Annotated in this window: 17 protein-coding genes; 11 read left to right on the forward strand and 6 right to left on the reverse strand. The window is 35.4% G+C overall.

The window, feature by feature from the left end:
* Positions 1-385 precede the first annotated feature (385 nt).
* From SM124_RS22670 to crcB (SM124_RS22705), 8 genes are all read left to right on the forward strand, one after another.
* Positions 386-2,032 carry an AMP-binding protein gene (locus SM124_RS22670; RefSeq protein WP_322448814.1) on the forward strand — a complete coding sequence of 549 codons (1,647 nt, stop codon included), beginning with the start codon at positions 386-388 and terminating at the stop codon, positions 2,030-2,032.
* A gap of 133 nt (positions 2,033-2,165) precedes the next feature.
* Positions 2,166-2,336 carry a hypothetical protein gene (locus SM124_RS22675; protein WP_322448775.1) on the forward strand — a complete coding sequence of 57 codons (171 nt, stop codon included), beginning with the start codon at positions 2,166-2,168 and terminating at the stop codon, positions 2,334-2,336.
* A gap of 64 nt (positions 2,337-2,400) precedes the next feature.
* A complete protein-coding gene (locus SM124_RS22680) occupies positions 2,401-3,258 on the forward strand; it encodes a gamma-glutamylcyclotransferase family protein (RefSeq protein ID WP_322448776.1) in 858 nt (285 codons plus the stop codon).
* 174 nt (positions 3,259-3,432) lie between these two features.
* Positions 3,433-3,885 carry a VOC family protein gene (locus tag SM124_RS22685; protein WP_322448777.1) on the forward strand — a complete coding sequence of 151 codons (453 nt, stop codon included), beginning with the start codon at positions 3,433-3,435 and terminating at the stop codon, positions 3,883-3,885.
* Between the two features lie 134 nt (positions 3,886-4,019).
* Positions 4,020-4,271 (forward strand): hypothetical protein, encoded by a 252-nt coding sequence (locus SM124_RS22690; RefSeq protein WP_322448778.1) that lies wholly within the window; start codon positions 4,020-4,022, stop codon positions 4,269-4,271.
* A gap of 32 nt (positions 4,272-4,303) precedes the next feature.
* The gene (locus tag SM124_RS22695; protein WP_322448779.1) at positions 4,304-4,507 is read left to right on the forward strand and encodes a DUF6501 family protein; all 204 of its coding nucleotides are present in this window, start codon (positions 4,304-4,306) and stop codon (positions 4,505-4,507) included.
* 73 nt (positions 4,508-4,580) lie between these two features.
* The gene (gene crcB / locus SM124_RS22700) at positions 4,581-4,976 is read left to right on the forward strand and encodes a fluoride efflux transporter CrcB (protein ID WP_322448780.1); all 396 of its coding nucleotides are present in this window, start codon (positions 4,581-4,583) and stop codon (positions 4,974-4,976) included.
* Complete coding sequence (gene crcB / locus SM124_RS22705) at positions 4,973-5,329, forward strand: fluoride efflux transporter CrcB (RefSeq protein WP_322448781.1); 357 nt, start codon at positions 4,973-4,975, stop codon at positions 5,327-5,329. Before crcB (SM124_RS22700) ends, crcB (SM124_RS22705) begins: the two co-directional genes overlap by 4 nt.
* Before the next feature lie 44 nt (positions 5,330-5,373).
* On the opposite strand, the gene yidC is transcribed toward crcB (SM124_RS22705), so the two are convergent.
* The gene (gene yidC, locus SM124_RS22710; RefSeq protein WP_322448782.1) at positions 5,374-6,156 is read right to left on the reverse strand and encodes a membrane protein insertase YidC; all 783 of its coding nucleotides are present in this window, start codon (positions 6,154-6,156) and stop codon (positions 5,374-5,376) included.
* A 469-nt stretch (positions 6,157-6,625) separates the two neighbouring features.
* Complete coding sequence (locus SM124_RS22715; protein WP_322448783.1) at positions 6,626-7,480, reverse strand: glycoside hydrolase domain-containing protein; 855 nt, start codon at positions 7,478-7,480, stop codon at positions 6,626-6,628.
* Positions 7,481-7,648: 168 nt separating this feature from the next.
* Between SM124_RS22715 and SM124_RS22720 the strand changes: the two genes are divergently transcribed.
* The 3 genes from SM124_RS22720 to nadE are packed head-to-tail and all read left to right on the forward strand — an operon-like array spanning position 7,649 to position 10,541.
* Complete coding sequence (locus SM124_RS22720; protein WP_322448784.1) at positions 7,649-8,191, forward strand: cysteine hydrolase family protein; 543 nt, start codon at positions 7,649-7,651, stop codon at positions 8,189-8,191.
* A 12-nt stretch (positions 8,192-8,203) separates the two neighbouring features.
* The gene (locus tag SM124_RS22725) at positions 8,204-9,670 is read left to right on the forward strand and encodes a nicotinate phosphoribosyltransferase (protein ID WP_322448785.1); all 1,467 of its coding nucleotides are present in this window, start codon (positions 8,204-8,206) and stop codon (positions 9,668-9,670) included.
* 49 nt (positions 9,671-9,719) lie between these two features.
* A complete protein-coding gene (gene nadE / locus SM124_RS22730) occupies positions 9,720-10,541 on the forward strand; it encodes an NAD(+) synthase (protein WP_322448786.1) in 822 nt (273 codons plus the stop codon).
* 37 nt (positions 10,542-10,578) lie between these two features.
* Here the strand turns inward: nadE and SM124_RS22735 are convergent, their stop codons facing one another.
* From SM124_RS22735 to pflB, 4 genes are all read right to left on the reverse strand, one after another.
* Positions 10,579-11,310, reverse strand: coding sequence for an urease accessory protein UreH domain-containing protein (locus tag SM124_RS22735; protein WP_322448787.1), 732 nt, complete (start codon positions 11,308-11,310; stop codon positions 10,579-10,581).
* Positions 11,311-11,392: 82 nt separating this feature from the next.
* Positions 11,393-12,460, reverse strand: a complete 1,068-nt coding sequence (locus SM124_RS22740) for a hypothetical protein (protein WP_322448788.1) — start codon at positions 12,458-12,460, stop codon at positions 11,393-11,395.
* A gap of 78 nt (positions 12,461-12,538) precedes the next feature.
* Positions 12,539-13,267, reverse strand: a complete 729-nt coding sequence (gene pflA / locus SM124_RS22745; RefSeq protein WP_322448789.1) for a pyruvate formate-lyase-activating protein — start codon at positions 13,265-13,267, stop codon at positions 12,539-12,541.
* Positions 13,268-13,558: 291 nt separating this feature from the next.
* Positions 13,559-15,784 carry a formate C-acetyltransferase gene (pflB, locus tag SM124_RS22750; RefSeq protein WP_322448790.1) on the reverse strand — a complete coding sequence of 742 codons (2,226 nt, stop codon included), beginning with the start codon at positions 15,782-15,784 and terminating at the stop codon, positions 13,559-13,561.
* Positions 15,785-16,104: the final 320 nt, after the last annotated feature.

The following is a 16,104-nucleotide window of genomic DNA, read 5'->3' on the forward strand; positions in this document are numbered from 1 at the left end:
CCTAAAGGCTCATAGCTTAACTTAGTAAAGAAGCCGAATATAGCTTCTCTTATTAAAGATGCCTAAAAACAACCTATATACCAATGTTGAGTGGGGCCTTGACAGTTTCGTTCATATCAGGAGGCTCACGGACCGCCGGCGGAAAGCGTCCCCCTGGAGCGGAAATCAACGGCTTTTTAATGCAAGATCATATTATAACTAGTGACTATAAAGGTTAGTTTTTGATACCCCTACTTTATTTCTAAAATAATACTATATCAAGAAAATATTGAATATTCTGTTATATATGGTAACATAATTTATAACAACTAGTAGAGATTTCTCCAAGAACTGTAATAGTTTATGAAAACGCTTTAAATTAAGGAGGATTCAATCAGTGTCTAACTTGTTAAAAAGTACAGTAGGGGCTTTATTAGCAGAAAAAGCCAAACTCCATCCAAATCACGAAGCAGTTGTATATCCTGAATTAGGATTAAGGCTTACATATGAACAATTTGATCAGCAATGTAGAAATGTAGCAAAAGGATTAATGAAACTAGGATTAGAAAAAGGCGAGAACATTGCCGTGTGGGCAACGAATAAACCAGAATGGCTAACTTGCCAATTTGCAACGGGAAAAATGGGTGCTGTGTTAGTTACTGTTAATACAAATTATCGCACAGCAGAACTAGAATACTTATTAAAACAGTCGGAGTCTACCACTATCATCTTAATGGAGACATTCCGTGATGCATCGTACATAGAAATGCTTTATGAAATCGTTCCAGAATTAAACAAAAGTGAACCGGGACAATTAAATAGTGAGCGACTACCTTTCTTGAAAAATGTTATCGTTCTTGGTGAAAATCGTTATCCTGGTACATTTAGTTGGGATGACATATTAAAGATGGGTGAGAGTGTATCAGAGGAGTTACTTGACCAAAGGATGAATTCTTTAGATTCAGATGATGTCATAAATATGCAATACACCTCCGGAACAACGGGATTCCCTAAAGGTGTCATGTTAACTCATTCAAATATTGTTAATAACGCCTATAATATTGCTAATTGTATGAAGCTTGAAAGAGAAGATCGTCTATGTATTCCAGTTCCTTTCTTCCATTGTTTTGGATGTGTATTAGGAACACTTGCTTGTGTGTCTGTAGGTGCAACTATGGTACCTATTCAAGAATTTAGTCCGAAAAAGGTGCTTCAAGCGGTACAAGATGAGAAGTGTACGGGACTTCATGGTGTACCGACAATGTTCATTGCGGAACTTAATGATCCTGAGTTTAATCAATATGACTTATCTTCATTAAGAACCGGGATTATGGCAGGGTCAAATTGTCCAATAGAAGTAATGAAAGCAGTTATTGAAAAAATGGGTGCTTCTGAAATTACGATTGCTTATGGACAAACAGAATCTTCTCCTGTTATTACTCAAACAAGAACAGACGATCCGATAGAATTGCGTGTAGAGTCTGTTGGTAAGGCACTTCCACAAGTAGAAGTGAAAATTGTCGAACCAGGTACATCGAACGAGGTACCAAGAGGAACGCAAGGTGAATTATGTACAAGAGGCTACCATGTGATGAAAGGATACTACAATAATCCTGAAGCTACCCAAGATGCCATTGATGAGGACGGCTGGTTACATACTGGTGACCTTGCTGTAATGGACGAAAATGGCTATTGTAAAATTACAGGACGCCTAAAAGATATGATTATTAGAGGTGGAGAAAATATTTATCCACGTGAGATAGAAGAATTTTTATATACACATCCAAAGGTATTAGACGTACAAGTGGTTGGTGTTCCAGATTCTGTTTACGGTGAAGAAGTATCTGCATGGATTATCTTAAAAGAGGGTCAACAATCATCAGTTGATGAAATAAAAGACTATTGTAAAGGGAAAATTTCACGTCATAAAATACCGAAGTATATTGATTTTACAGAGGCTTACCCAATGACGGCCTCAGGAAAAATCCAAAAGTATCGCCTTAGAGAACAAGCAATTGAAAATGTTAAACTAATGAATGAATCAATCTTATAAAATAGGGAACATACTTTTTCTCCTACCTTTCTCAATCTAAAGTTGTAGTGTAAATCAAACTGATTACCAATGTGTGGAAATTAGGATGATAGTATATTTAGATTAACAAAAGGAATGAGAGGAGAAATAAAATATGTATCATCATTTTTATCATATTTCTGAACTGTACAAATTAAAAAATAAAGAACTAAATAAGGTGCCACATTATAGATATTCAAAAAAATCAGATGTAAAAAACATGAAGCCGGTCATTTGTGAAGTTCCAGTAATAGCACAGCTTCCACAATGCCAGTGCCAGCATTAATTACAGTATTATACTAAAGGGCGGGTAACCGTCCTTTTTTATCGTGGCAAAGTAGGAGGTAAATATGGAGAGAGTATTTGTTTACGGGACGCTTCGAAAGAATGAAAGAAATCATCATCTTCTCAAAGATTGTAAATGCATGGCAGAGCAAGCTTGGATTTACGGTACATTATATGACACTTATAATAATTACCCCACAATGACTCTACATGAGAATGATAAGGTGTACGGAGAAATCTATGAAGTTAGTAAGAGTCAACTTAACCAGTTAGATTTACTTGAAGATTATGTACCTGGACGTAAGAACAACCTCTACGAAAGAGTTTTTAGAAAGGTCTATACGGATATAGGGGAAGAAGAGGTTTTTGTGTATATTTGTAATAGACCAGAGTTGCTACAAGAGGAAGTCCCTTATGGTGATTGGAAGCTCTATCGGATGTTAAAAAATCCACATCAAACGGTAAGTTATCTTGCCTATGGTTCCTGTATGGACGATGATAGATTTAAACTTGCAAAAGTTGACCATTATTTTAATAAAGTGATTGGCGTTGGAGTGTTACAAGGTTATTCTATGAAGTACTTATATTCTGCCCAGGACGGTGGAAGAGCTGATATCCTTGAAGATGGGGGAGAAACGGAAGGAATTCTTTATGAGTTACCCTTTGAAGCGATTTCTTACCTGTTTAAGAGGGAAGGGTTTTACTCAAAGTGTTATCGACCGACGTTTGTTACTGTAAAAGCAGATGGGAAATTACATGAAGATGTTCTTACCTTTCATGTATATGAGAAGAAAGAAGAAAGTGCACCACCCATTCATTACGCCACTGAAATTTTAAGAGGATCCAAGGGTAGAGTAAGCGAAGGGTACTTTAAAAAGCTACAACTAGATTTAAAAAGATTAGGAGTAGAGATTGATATTTAAATAAGTATTAATCTTTTTTATTAACTATAATTATATTATGTTAACTTTAGAGTTATAACTCTTTAACCAGATATATATCCTACTAAAGTTGTATAATGTTTCATGCTTCTAGGCGATTCCTGTCTCCTTTAGAAAAATTATACTAAGGCTATAACTAGTAAAGGTGGTTTAATAATGAAACAGGCGAAATTATATGAAGCACACTTAATGACTTCTGATTTAGAAAGATCTATTCAATTTTACAAACGCTTAGGATTTACTTTGGACTATGTTATTGAGGAAAGAAGGGTAGCATTTTTCTTTCTTGGAGATGTTGAAAGTAAAGAGAATCTCTTAGGAATATGGGAAACCGATAAAGAAGTACCGAGAAGACATATTGCCTTTTCAATTTCATTAGATGATTTAAAAAATTCCATTGATTGGTTGAAAGAAAAAGGAATTAAAGCTGAAGAATCATTCGGATTGCCAGGAACGGAGCCAATGGTACATGCTTGGATGCCAGCTGCGTCGGTCTATTTTAGTGACCCAGATGGTAACTCCTTAGAGTACATTAGCGTGTTAGAAAATCCTCCGAGAAGAGAGCTTGGAGTCGTGCAATTAAGTGAATGGGAAGAATTGAATAAATAAAATAAAAAGAATTTGAATAAATAATAATTTTCTTTAGAAAACCGCTTTCTGAGAAAAATGTTGCAAAAATGTTTAAAACAAGCAACAAGAGTGGTAAACCACTATTACCACCATCTCAGAAAGAGGGTCATCATATGAAGTTATTTGCTGAAAATGGCTATTATGAAGTGGTGTACGACAATAAATACTACGAAAATCTTGAGTTTATTCGACTCGATACGATATGCAATAAAACTTATGTTACTTTAAGAAATGTAGTAACACGTGAAATGTACACCTTTGATCATAATCAGATAAAAAAAATACGTAAAAAGATGTTTCGCCTTCCTTCTTTTAAACATAGACGTGACAATGTAGTTGCAGAGGAGAAAGAATATTCATTATAATAGATATAAGTTATTTGAAGGAGTGGCAATACATGTTACATTTAAAGTGGAACAACACAGAAACATTAAAAAAGGTTAAATGCGTTCATACAAATGCAGAAAAATACATAGTTAACCAAAAGTTAACTGAGAATCAAACGTATGACGTGAAAAATGAAACGGAAGAATTCTACTTCATTGTTGATAACAGTGGAAAAGTCGGCGGTTATTATAAAGATTACTTTGAACTTGTGTAGTATAAAGAAATTGATCCCACAAGAAAACTGTTAGCCAATTGCTAACAGTTTTTTGTTGAAGGAAGGGTATTGTTTGTTTATTTATCTATTAGTTGGTCTAGGAGGGGCGATTGGGAGTGTATTACGGTATTTATTGTTTCTACTAACTTTTCACCATGCAGAGACAAGCTTTCCATATGGCACTCTTATCGCGAATCTCGTGGGTGCTTTTTTCCTAGGCTGGTTTACGAAAAACTTTATATCCACTAATAAAATCAAACCTGAATTTGCTTCTGCGATTGGTACAGGTTTGATAGGTTCCTTTACAACCTTCTCTACCTTAAGTAATGAAACCATTGCTTTATTTCAAAATCATCATTATATATCTGCTTTCATTTATTTATTTCTAAGCATTTTTGGAGGTTTATTTTTAGCTTATATTGGATTGTACCAAAAAGGCGAAACAGAGCAGGTAGGTGAAAATAAATGATTGTTGGGTTGAATATCATTTGGATTGCTCTAGGAGGATTCGCCGGTGCAATTTTCCGTTTTGGAATTGGAACCTACTTTAAAACTCACTCGAATTACCCGATTCCATTAGGCACGTTTATTGTGAATATAGTAGGGTCATTTCTTTTAGGATGGTTGTTAGGTCACGATATAGACGGAATGTGGTATTCTTTATTAGGTATAGGTTTTTTAGGGGCATTCACAACCTTCTCTACATTAAAAGTTGAATTCATTCAAATGGTACAAAAGAAAGCCAATTTTCACGCCGTTGTCTACTTATTGATGACTTATTTTTTTGGTATTCTGGCAGCATTTTTAGGTTATTTATCGTAAAAAAATAGGTCTGTAGCTCATTAAAGCTAACAGACCATTTTATTTTAAGCTTTTTGACCATCTGTTTCGACATAGGATGCTTTAGATTGGTACAAACGTTTCCCAATTAAACTTTGAATAATTAAAAATCCCCCACCTACAGCCCAATATAAAGGAAGGGCAGCTGGCGCATTAAATGAAAACATAACAATCATAACAGGGGATAGGAGTCCCATTAGTTTCATTTGTTGCTGCTGAGCCGATGGGATATTTGTCGATGAAACTTTAAACTGTAAATAATAAACAATTCCAGCTAAAGCGGTAATCCATAGATCTGGAGAACCTAAATTAAACCATAGAAAGGAGTGTGTCGCAATTTCTTCAGAGCCTCTAATGGCATAATAAAAACCCATTAGAATTGGCATTTGAATAAGCATAGGTAAACAACCAATTGAAAGTGGGTTCACGCCATGTTTTCTATATAAACTGAACATCTCCTGTTGAAGAGTTTGTTGTTCCTTAATGTCTTTTGTCTCTTTTAGCTTTTTCTGAATCTCGTCCATTTCTGGTTTCAATAAATCCATTTTTTCTTTCATTACTTGCTGATTTTTATACTGCTTAAACATAAGGGGCATTAAAATGAGGCGAATCAGTAATGTAATCATGATGATTGCCAGCCCAAAACTGCCATTAAAGAAGGTTCCGATTATATGGATTGCATTAGTGAATGGCTCTACAAAAAGGTTATGAAATAAACCATCATTCTGATCTGTATTTTGTGAGCAGGCTGTTAAGATAAATGTGATGGAAATTGTCATTAATGCAATATAAAAAGTTTTTAGTTTCATATTTGTTTTCCTCCGATATTTTTATTTTTTTTAAAAGTGGAGGAAAATTTACATCTATATCATCATTGCTGGGCTCTTTTCGCCTTCTACGTTTAACCATCCATTGAAAGATTGGTTGATTATGTCCAGTTATAGCATCAAAAACGATCAACGGGTAAGTACTTACACCCAATGATGTAGAAGTGTTTTTTATGTCCTTAAACTGAAATTCAATGTTACAATTCCAAATATATTTAATAATAAAACCTAAAAGGATACTACCGTATAATGTATATATGGTTGAAATATGTGTAAGGTCTGAGAGAAATTCGTACAAGTTCTCACCTCGAATTAATAGGTTATGATAAAAATTATATTCCAATATCAATGGTATAGCAAACTAAGTTATTTATGTATATACGAGAAAAATTTAGTAAAGTTTCATACAAAAAGGAGCTGTTATTATAAACAGCCCACCGAACATAATAAACTACCATAAATAATCTAATAACCTACCATTAAAGAGGTTGGTATCAATATTACATGTTTCTGCATCAATTCCATATTGCCAGCCATATAGGAGGGAGTCTTTCGGTCCTTCTGGATTAAATTTAGGTGCTTTGCCTTTTGTCGTAATTCCTTCCTGTGGGAAAGCTGTCCAAAGTATAACATCCTTTAATAGTTGAGAATTCTCTTCGACTGCAGCATTAAAGGCATCGAGTAATGCTTGCTCATTTGAAAAAACACCATATATCCCTGGTTCATATTTAGAATTGCTCATTTCATCAAACCAGCCTTGAATAAATGCAGAATCAACCGGGTACTCTGGTTCAATGTCTGCAAAAATGGCTACTCCATCTGGAGCTCCCAGATCCTCCGCAATTTTAATCCCCTTTTTTGCTTGTTCTACACCATTGTCATATCCTGAAGCATCCGTAAATTGGTTGTTAATTAATAGTATCTTAATGTTGTTGTCTTGTAGCAGCTTTATTTCGTCTTTAGTTAAGCCGCTTGATACTCCATCAATCGTACCTAAATATCTACCCCAAACTTTAGGCTTGCCAAAATTATCTCTAACACAGGAAAATAATTCATTCGTTGTAAAAGAGGCCGAATCTACACCCCAATATATTTCTTTTGAATCGGATTGTTCTTTGTCTTTACTGTTGTTTTGTCCGTTTTCAGAGGAACTTTCTTTATTTTTATCCTTATCTTTGTTATTTTGGGGTTGATTATTATTGTGTGAAGGTTGGTCATTTGATGACTGATTTTCAATAAAGAAAAAAGGGATAATCAGGATGAATATAGCAGGAATGAATATGAAAAGGAACTTCCTCCAGCTCATAATATGCCTCCTTTTAAGGTTTTAAAGGGGGAGCCTCTTACCTATTCATGCTATTCGACTGATATGTTGGTTGCGTGGGCTCTTTTCAGAGTAAAATATGGTAATCAAGTAAAGGATTGATTATTATATATAGAGATGTATTCGAATTGAAAAGGGAGGCAATTTACAGTGAAAAAGGCATTGCTAAACATTGACTATACAAATGATTTTGTGAATGGTGCTTTACCGGTTGGAGAACCAGGCGAAAAGATAGAGGAAGAAATCTGTTCTATTACAGAACAATTCATACGTGAAGGAGATTATGTTGTTTTTGCTATCGATGTACATTATGAGAATGATCCATTCCACCCAGAAACAGCATTGTTTCCTCCGCATAACATTCATGGGACGGGCGGAAGAGATTTGTTCGGAAAATTAAGTGATGTATATGAACAAAATAAAAATGCCGACAATGTATATTGGATGGATAAAACTAGATACAGTGCATTTGCCGGTACAGACCTCGAAATGAAATTGCGTGCAAGAAATATAGAAGAAGTACATCTAGTAGGTGTTTGTACGGATATTTGCATTTTACATACAGCGGTTGATGCTTATAACAAAGGGTTTAAAATTGTTGTACATGAAAAAGCTGTGGCTAGTTTTAATCAAGATGGTCATAAATGGGCATTAGGGCATTTTACAGGTTGTTTAAATGGTAAGATCGTTTAAGGAGGAAACAACATGGAGGACGTTTATCAAGATGACAGTTTAGCTCTGCATACAGATTTATATCAAATTAATATGACCGAAACCTATTGGGAAGATGGCATTCATTCTCGAAAGGCAGTATTTGAAATGTATTTCAGAACCCTACCATTTGGAAATGGATATGGGGTGTTTGCGGGCTTAGATCGTGTAATCGATTATATAAAGAATTTCAAATTCAGTGATAGTGACTTACATTATTTGAAAAGTGAGGCTGGCTACTCAGAAGATTTTATCGATTATTTAAGGACAGTGCGGTTTACAGGTAACATCCGTTCCGTTGTAGAAGGAGAACTTGTTTTTGGTAATGAACCTTTAATAAGGGTAGAGGCGCCGCTTGCTGAAGCTCAACTAATAGAAACAGCTCTATTAAATATTGTGAACTACCAAACATTAATTGCTACAAAGGCCTCGCGCATTAAGCAGGTCGTTGGGGATGAAGTAGCAATGGAATTTGGTACAAGAAGAGCACATGAAATGGATGCTGCTATTTGGGGAACCCGTGCTGCTTATATTGGTGGTTTTAATGCAACGTCAAATGTGCGAGCGGGGAAAAAATTTGGGATACCAGTATCAGGGACTCATGCTCATTCTCTTGTACAGGCATATAAAGATGAGTATACGGCTTTTCATAAGTACGCTCGAAGACATAAAGACTGTGTTTTTTTAGTTGATACATACGACACGCTAAAATCAGGTGTTCCAAATGCGATTAAAGTAGCAAAAGAACTTGGAGATAAGATCAATTTTAAAGGAATCCGCTTAGATAGTGGTGATTTAGCTTATTTATCAAAAAAAGCACGCAAAATGTTAGATGATGCTGGCTTTGTAAATACAAAAATTGTTGCTTCGAATGACTTAGACGAATACACCATTATGAACTTAAAGGCACAAGGTGCAAAAATTGATATTTGGGGTATTGGTACAAAACTCATTACGGCTTTTGATCAAGCGGCTTTGGGTGCCGTTTATAAATTAGTATCCATCGAAGACGAAAACGGAAAGATGGTTGACACGATTAAAATTAGTGGCAATCCTGAAAAAGTATCAACACCGGGGCTTAAAAAGCTTTATCGAATTATCAATTTGGCAAACGGAAAATCAGAAGGTGACTACATAACGATGGAGGATGAAGAACCACAAAAAGAAGAAAGACTTAAGATGTTTCATCCAGTCCATACGTATGTCAGTAAGTTTGTAACTAATTTTGAAGCAAAAGATCTTCATCAGGATATTTTTGTAGACGGCAAACAGGTTTATGCAAGCCCAAGTTTATTAGAAATGCAAACATATGCAAAAGAAAATTTAACGCTTTTATGGGAAGAGTATACAAGATCACTAAACCCTGAAGAATATCCTGTTGATTTAAGTCAGAAATGCTGGGATAACAAAATGAACAATATCAATGAAGTGCGAGAAAAAATGAAGGTTAGTAAACGTTAGAGCGGAGTAGTTAATTCATTTTAAGCAAATAACAGGGAGGATTTCTCTCATGAATATGCAAAAAAAGATTATGGAAGACTTACATGTCAATCCACATATTAATCCTAAAGAAGAAATCAGAACACGAATTAATTTTTTAAAAGATTATTTAAGAAAAACCAATGCAAAGGGGTATGCCCTAGGTATTAGCGGAGGGCAAGACTCCACTCTAGCTGGTAGACTTGCACAGCTTGCTGTAGAGGAATTACGTAACGAAGGCTATGAAGCAAAGTTTTCAGCTGTTCGACTTCCATACGGTGTACAAAAGGATGAAGATGATGCACAAAGAGCTTTATTTTTTATTCAACCAGATGAGCAATATACATTTAATATTAAGGAACCCGTTGATGCTGTACAAAAGGAATATGATCAAATTACAGTCGATTCCCCGTTGAGAGATTATCATAAGGGGAATGTAAAGGCACGAATGAGAATGATTGCCCAATATGCAATTGGTGGTCAAGATAACTTATTAGTCATAGGGACAGACCATGCGGCTGAAGCAGTAACAGGATTTTTTACGAAGCATGGAGATGGAGGGGCGGACATTTTTCCTCTTTCTGGATTAACTAAACGACAAGGGAAGGCTTTGTTGCAGGAACTTGGTGCGGAAGAATCCCTTTATCTAAAAGTGCCAACAGCAGATTTGCTAGACCAAAAGCCTGGGCAAGCCGATGAGACAGAATTAGGAATTACTTATGATGAGTTAGACGACTATCTTGAAGGAAAAGAAGTTTCTCAAGAAGTAGCAGAAAAAGTTGAAAAACGGTATTTAGTAACCGAACATAAGAGAAGACCACCCACTACTATGTTTGATGATTGGTGGAAGTAATCTAAAAGGGAGAACTCAAAATGAGTTCTCCCTTTACTTATCTCCAGTAGGCAAGTGCATCAAATAATCCTAATAAGATTAAAAAGAATCCTGCGCTTTTTTGAATCATACTGCCTATTTTACGCCCTTTTTTTATGAATGATCCATCTAAACCAAATAGATAAATAAGGGCTAAGACAATAATAACAGGTATAGTCGTTCCTATAGCAAATACAGAAGGTAAGATTGCTCCATATGACGAACTTACGACAATGGGCATTAGTGTGAAAAAGAACAAAGAAAACATAGTGGGACAGAAAGCTAATGAAAAGCTAACACCCATCAAAAATGAGCCCCATTTGCCTGAATGATTTATATTTGAGAGAGGAGCTGTTATTCTCTCAAGAAAAGGTATTTTTAATATTCCTAGTAGAATCAATCCAACAAGGATAAATAGAGGACCCAATAGTTTTCTAAAAAGGGACAAGTATTCAGGCAATAAAAGCTGAAATTCTTGGCCGATTAGCCAAACTAATAGACCTAGTAGGGAAAAGACCGCTATTTTTCCTAGTAAAAAAAAGAGTACATCGACCCAACGATTATTTTGATTTAATGTTTTTGTTCCATAAAAGGTAATGGCTCCTATGTTACCTGTTAATTGACAAGGTGCAACCGCTCCTATTAATCCAAGAATAAAGGCTGCTAGAAGGGGGACTTGGTTCGTATCTCCAACCATCGTAAAAAATGGTTCGCTTAAAAACTGACTCAATTCGTTTAACCATTGCTGCATTAACATACCTCCTAAGCTGGAGTATATAGTAACTATCATTATAGCAAATAGTACTCTAATAAAATAGAAAACACTGAGAAATTTACTTCTCAGTGTTTGTTAATCTAGCCTGTATTTCATTAAGAAACTTTTGAGGTTCATCTACGTTAAGGACCACACGGTTGGCTTTTCTTTTTATTCCATACATTAGTGACAAAGTTTGTTCTTCTTTTAGAAGGAGATCGAACATTGGTTTTTCAACCATAAAATCTACAACCCTAGCATCGTACATAGTTTTTAGTTCTTGTTTTGAAAACTTTTCAGGACCATCAAAATATTTTAATTCTTTAATATTTTCTAGGGGGATTTCCATACTTTTCGATAATCCAGTTTGTAGATATAGTTTCTGATCATCTAATAAATATGGTGTTAATCTAGCGGCTTGTATTTCACCAATAAAATAAAGTACTCCATAAATATTAAAAAACAATAGTATATAGGCTATTATTTCATTCCAATGATGTAACAAGTAATGTAGACCGATTGATTCAATAACTGTTGCATGAATGAGCATAACATAAACAGCAATCACACTTGTTTTCTTGTGATACGTAAATGATATTCCATTTGGTACATTCACTTTCTTACGCCAACAAAATAAAGAATAGTAGAAAACGGATAGTTCTGAAAGGAAAACATAAAGTAAACGATTTTTAGGTAAATGTATATCAAGAGTTTTCTTCAGATTGTATTGAAAAAAAGAATTTTCGGAACTTAATCTTTTATATTCTTTACGCAATTTAGGGAACTGTATTACTATTTTATAAAGAATGTATAGTTCTAATAAAAAGAGTAATCCCTCTGAAAATGCAACAACATATGGTACAAAGGAGTATTGTTGCATATGATTACTAGGAATAATAAAATATGCTACTCCATACCCAGCAAGTAAGGCTAATCCAAGATATTTAAGTGAATATTTTTTTCTAATAATCAAGAAATAAGTCAAAATTGGAATAACTAGCAAAAAATCAATTATAGAACCTAATACAACTTCACTTGAAATAGGCTGCAATGAAGGCAAACGGTACAGCAAAAAGTTTGTAAAAATAATCAAACTTGTTAAAAGTAAGTACATGTAAATTTTTCTGTTTTTTATATTCAATACCAACGTATTTCACCACCTACCTCTATTATATAGAAATATGTGGTAAAAAAATAGTGCTATACTAAAATAGCATAGCACTTTCTACTGACCATTTAATAAATTTGTTGCTAACTCGACCTTTTCATCACTTGGTGGCTCAATATCCTTTAAAGGGTATTCCAAGCCCAAAGCTTCCCATTTATATACACCAAGCTTATGGTAGGGAAGGACTTCAATTCTTTCAACGTTAGACAATGTTTGAATAAATTCACCTAGTCTTCTTAAATCCTCTTCATCATCTGAAACGGTAGGGACTAAAACATGTCGCACCCAAATTGGGACCTTTTGATCTGATAGGTATTTAGCAAACTCCAAAATGTGGTCATTTGCCATGCCCGTTAGATTAATATGTTTCTTTCTATCAATATGTTTTAAGTCTAATAACACCAGATCCGTATATTGTAATAGCTCCTTTAGATTTCTTTGGAATTGCTCCGCATGTGAAAAACAGCCGCCCGATGAATCAATGGTTGTGTGGATTCCAAGTTTTTTGCACTCCTTAAATAATTCAATTAAGAAGGGGATTTGTAGAAGTGGTTCACCACCACTAACCGTAATACCACCACCAGATGCATCGATAAAAGGAAGGTAGGATTTTAAGTCATCAATGATTTCAGAAACAGACATAACTTTACCAGTCCCTATTTCCCAAGTATCTGCATTATGACAGAACTGACAGCGCAGAAGACAACCTTGAGTAAAAATGACATAGCGAATGCCAGGACCATCTACTGTTCCAAATGTTTCGATTGAATGTATGTTTCCGTTCATGATGTGTACTCCTCTCGAGATAAGCTTGCTGTTTTACATTGGTGTTCATTCCATGAAGAAAAGGGGGAGCGTAATAATAACATGTATACGATCCAGTTATTTCTAGATAAGGAAGTATATGTTTTCTGAATTTAGATTACTGTCTAGCTCCAACGCCCAGCGACTAGTGTACTTCGCTCCTCTCCCTACGATAAGTCAACATCGAATCGCTGACGCTCTTCGTGTTTCCTTTATCTCAGTCGAGGCGCTCCAGTCCATACGTCGCTAAACGGGCGCTTACGCTTTTCTTAATTACATTGAACCATGGAATGTGCGGTTGATTACGTCAAGCTGCTGTTCTCTAGTTAATTTAATGAAGTTAACGGCATAACCGGATACGCGAATCGTTAACTGTGGATACTCTTCTGGGTGCTCCATTGCATCAAGTAATGTTTCTCTATTAAATACGTTTACGTTTAAATGGTGACCTTGTTTGATAGAGTAACCATCTAAAATACTCACTAAATTACGAATTCTGCTATCATCATCTTTTCCTAAAGCTTTTGGCACGATAGAGAAAGTATTTGAGATACCATCTAATGCATAGCTATATGGTAATTTTGCAACAGAAGATAGGGAAGCTAGAGTACCTTTTGTATCTCTACCATGCATAGGGTTCGCACCAGGAGCAAAAGGCTCACCTGCACGACGACCATCTGGTGTATTACCTGTTTTCTTACCATAAACAACGTTAGAAGTAATCGTTAAAATAGACATTGTTGTTAGTGAATCTCTGTAAGTTTTATGCTTACGAAGTTTTTTCATAAAAGTTTCTACTAGTTCTACAGCGATACTATCTACACGGTCATCATTGTTACCGTATTTAGGGAAATCTCCGTTAATTTCAAAGTCAATAGCAGTTCCATCCTCGTCACGAATAACTTTCACTTCTGCATATTTAATCGCACTCAGTGAGTCTGCCACAACGCTTAGTCCAGCAATACCAGTCGCCATAGTACGAAGGATCTGTGAATCATGTAATGCCATTTCAATTCTTTCATAGCTGTACTTATCATGCATATAGTGAATCACGTTTAATGTGTTGATATAAAGCCCAGCAAGCCATTCCATTGTTTGATCAAATTTTGCCAGTACTTCATCGTAATTCAGAATGTCTGAAGTAATAGGGGAAGACTCAGGTGAAACTTGGATTTTGTACTTTTCATCTTTACCGCCATTAATCGCATATAGAAGGGCTTTCGCTAAGTTAGCACGTGCTCCAAAGAATTGCATTTGCTTACCAATTTCCATAGCTGAAACACAGCATGCGATTCCATAATCGTCTCCCCATTCAGGGCGCATCACATCATCATTTTCATATTGAATCGAACTTGTCTCAATGGAAATTTTTGCACAATATTTTTTGAAGCCTTCTGGTAGTTGTGTTGACCATAAGACTGTTAAGTTAGGCTCTGGTGCAGGGCCAAGGTTAGATAATGTGTGCAAGAAACGGAAAGAACTCTTAGTTACAAGAGGACGTCCATCCATAGCCATTCCACCAATTGATTCCGTAACCCAAGTTGGGTCGCCACTAAATAATTCATTATAATCTGGAGTACGAGCAAATTTGACTAAACGAAGCTTCATAACAAAGTGGTCAACTAGTGCTTGAGCTTCATCCTCTGTGATAAACCCGTTTTGAAAATCTCTATTAATATAGATATCTAGGAAAGTGGAAACACGCCCCAGACTCATTGCAGCACCATTTTGCTCCTTAATAGCAGCAAGGTAAGCTAGATATAACCATTGGAAAGCTTCTATTGCATTAGTAGCAGGTTGTGATAAATTAAAACCGTAAATCTCTCCTAGTTGTTTTAACTCTTGTAATGCACGAATTTGTTCTGAGATTTCTTCTCTCAATCTAATTACATCTTCGCTCATAACAGCTGTAGTACCAGCTAAATCTTTTTTCTTCTCTGCGATTAAGAAATCAACACCGTAAAGGGCTACACGTCGATAGTCGCCGATAATACGTCCACGACCATATGCGTCAGGTAAGCCAGTGATAATACCTACTTTACGAGCAAGCTTCATTTCATCTGTATATGCATCAAAAACTCCTTGGTTATGAGTTTTTCTATATTCTGTAAAAATTCTCTCGATTTCTTTATTTAATTCAAATCCGTAAGACTCACAAGATTGTTGAGCCATTCTTATTCCACCATAAGGTTGAAGGGAACGTTTAAATGGTTGATCTGTTTGAACACCCACTACTTTTTCAAGCTCTTTATTTAAATAACCAGCGCCGTGAGAGACAATGGAAGATACAACTTCCGTATCCATATCAAGAACTCCACCGTTTTCACGTTCTTTTTTCGTTAATTCCATCACTTGTTTCCAAAGTTCAGTTGTTGCTTCTGTAGGACCTTCTAAAAATGAATCATCTCCTTCATATGGAGTGAAATTCTTTAGAATAAAGTCTCGTACATTTACTTCTCTTTGCCAACTACCTGTTGAAAAACCTTTCCATTGGTCCATGATGGTCCACCTCTTAAGTTAATTTATATATATAACAGTTATTACAATTTAATCTTAAATGAAGTATAACAGTTTTAAATGTGAAGTACATCACACTTTTGGGTTTGTAATTTGACATTATTATGAACATTGGTTTTGTGTGGTATATTTCAATCGTAAAAGTGTACTTAACAGTTAATGAGTTGCAAAACTGTACTATAATTGATTGTTGGTGCTCTTCAATTAACACTATTGTAACGCCACTAACAGTTAAAAAGAGGTCGAGCATTTGGAGATTTCGTGACATTTAAAAATGATGAAAGGAATTTGAACAAAAGAGG

This window comes from Robertmurraya mangrovi (assembly GCF_034427655.1).
Taxonomy (GTDB): domain Bacteria; phylum Bacillota; class Bacilli; order Bacillales; family Cytobacillaceae; genus Robertmurraya_A; species Robertmurraya_A mangrovi.

Bases quoted from the DNA above. Each gene is read 5' to 3' on its own strand.
- SM124_RS22675 (WP_322448775.1), top strand. From the start codon at position 2,166: ATGTATCATCATTTTTATCATATTTCTGAACTGTACAAATTAAAAAAT.
- SM124_RS22680 (WP_322448776.1), top strand. From the start codon at position 2,401: ATGGAGAGAGTATTTGTTTACGGGACGCTTCGAAAGAATGAAAGAAAT.
- SM124_RS22685 (WP_322448777.1), top strand. From the start codon at position 3,433: ATGAAACAGGCGAAATTATATGAAGCACACTTAATGACTTCTGATTTA.
- SM124_RS22690 (WP_322448778.1), top strand. From the start codon at position 4,020: ATGAAGTTATTTGCTGAAAATGGCTATTATGAAGTGGTGTACGACAAT.
- SM124_RS22695 (WP_322448779.1), top strand. From the start codon at position 4,304: ATGTTACATTTAAAGTGGAACAACACAGAAACATTAAAAAAGGTTAAA.
- crcB (WP_322448781.1), top strand. From the start codon at position 4,973: ATGATTGTTGGGTTGAATATCATTTGGATTGCTCTAGGAGGATTCGCC.
- yidC (WP_322448782.1), bottom strand. From the start codon at position 6,156: ATGAAACTAAAAACTTTTTATATTGCATTAATGACAATTTCCATCACA.
- SM124_RS22715 (WP_322448783.1), bottom strand. From the start codon at position 7,480: ATGAGCTGGAGGAAGTTCCTTTTCATATTCATTCCTGCTATATTCATC.
- SM124_RS22725 (WP_322448785.1), top strand. From the start codon at position 8,204: ATGGAGGACGTTTATCAAGATGACAGTTTAGCTCTGCATACAGATTTA.
- nadE (WP_322448786.1), top strand. From the start codon at position 9,720: ATGAATATGCAAAAAAAGATTATGGAAGACTTACATGTCAATCCACAT.
- SM124_RS22735 (WP_322448787.1), bottom strand. From the start codon at position 11,310: ATGCAGCAATGGTTAAACGAATTGAGTCAGTTTTTAAGCGAACCATTT.
- pflA (WP_322448789.1), bottom strand. From the start codon at position 13,267: ATGAACGGAAACATACATTCAATCGAAACATTTGGAACAGTAGATGGT.
- pflB (WP_322448790.1), bottom strand. From the start codon at position 15,784: ATGGACCAATGGAAAGGTTTTTCAACAGGTAGTTGGCAAAGAGAAGTA.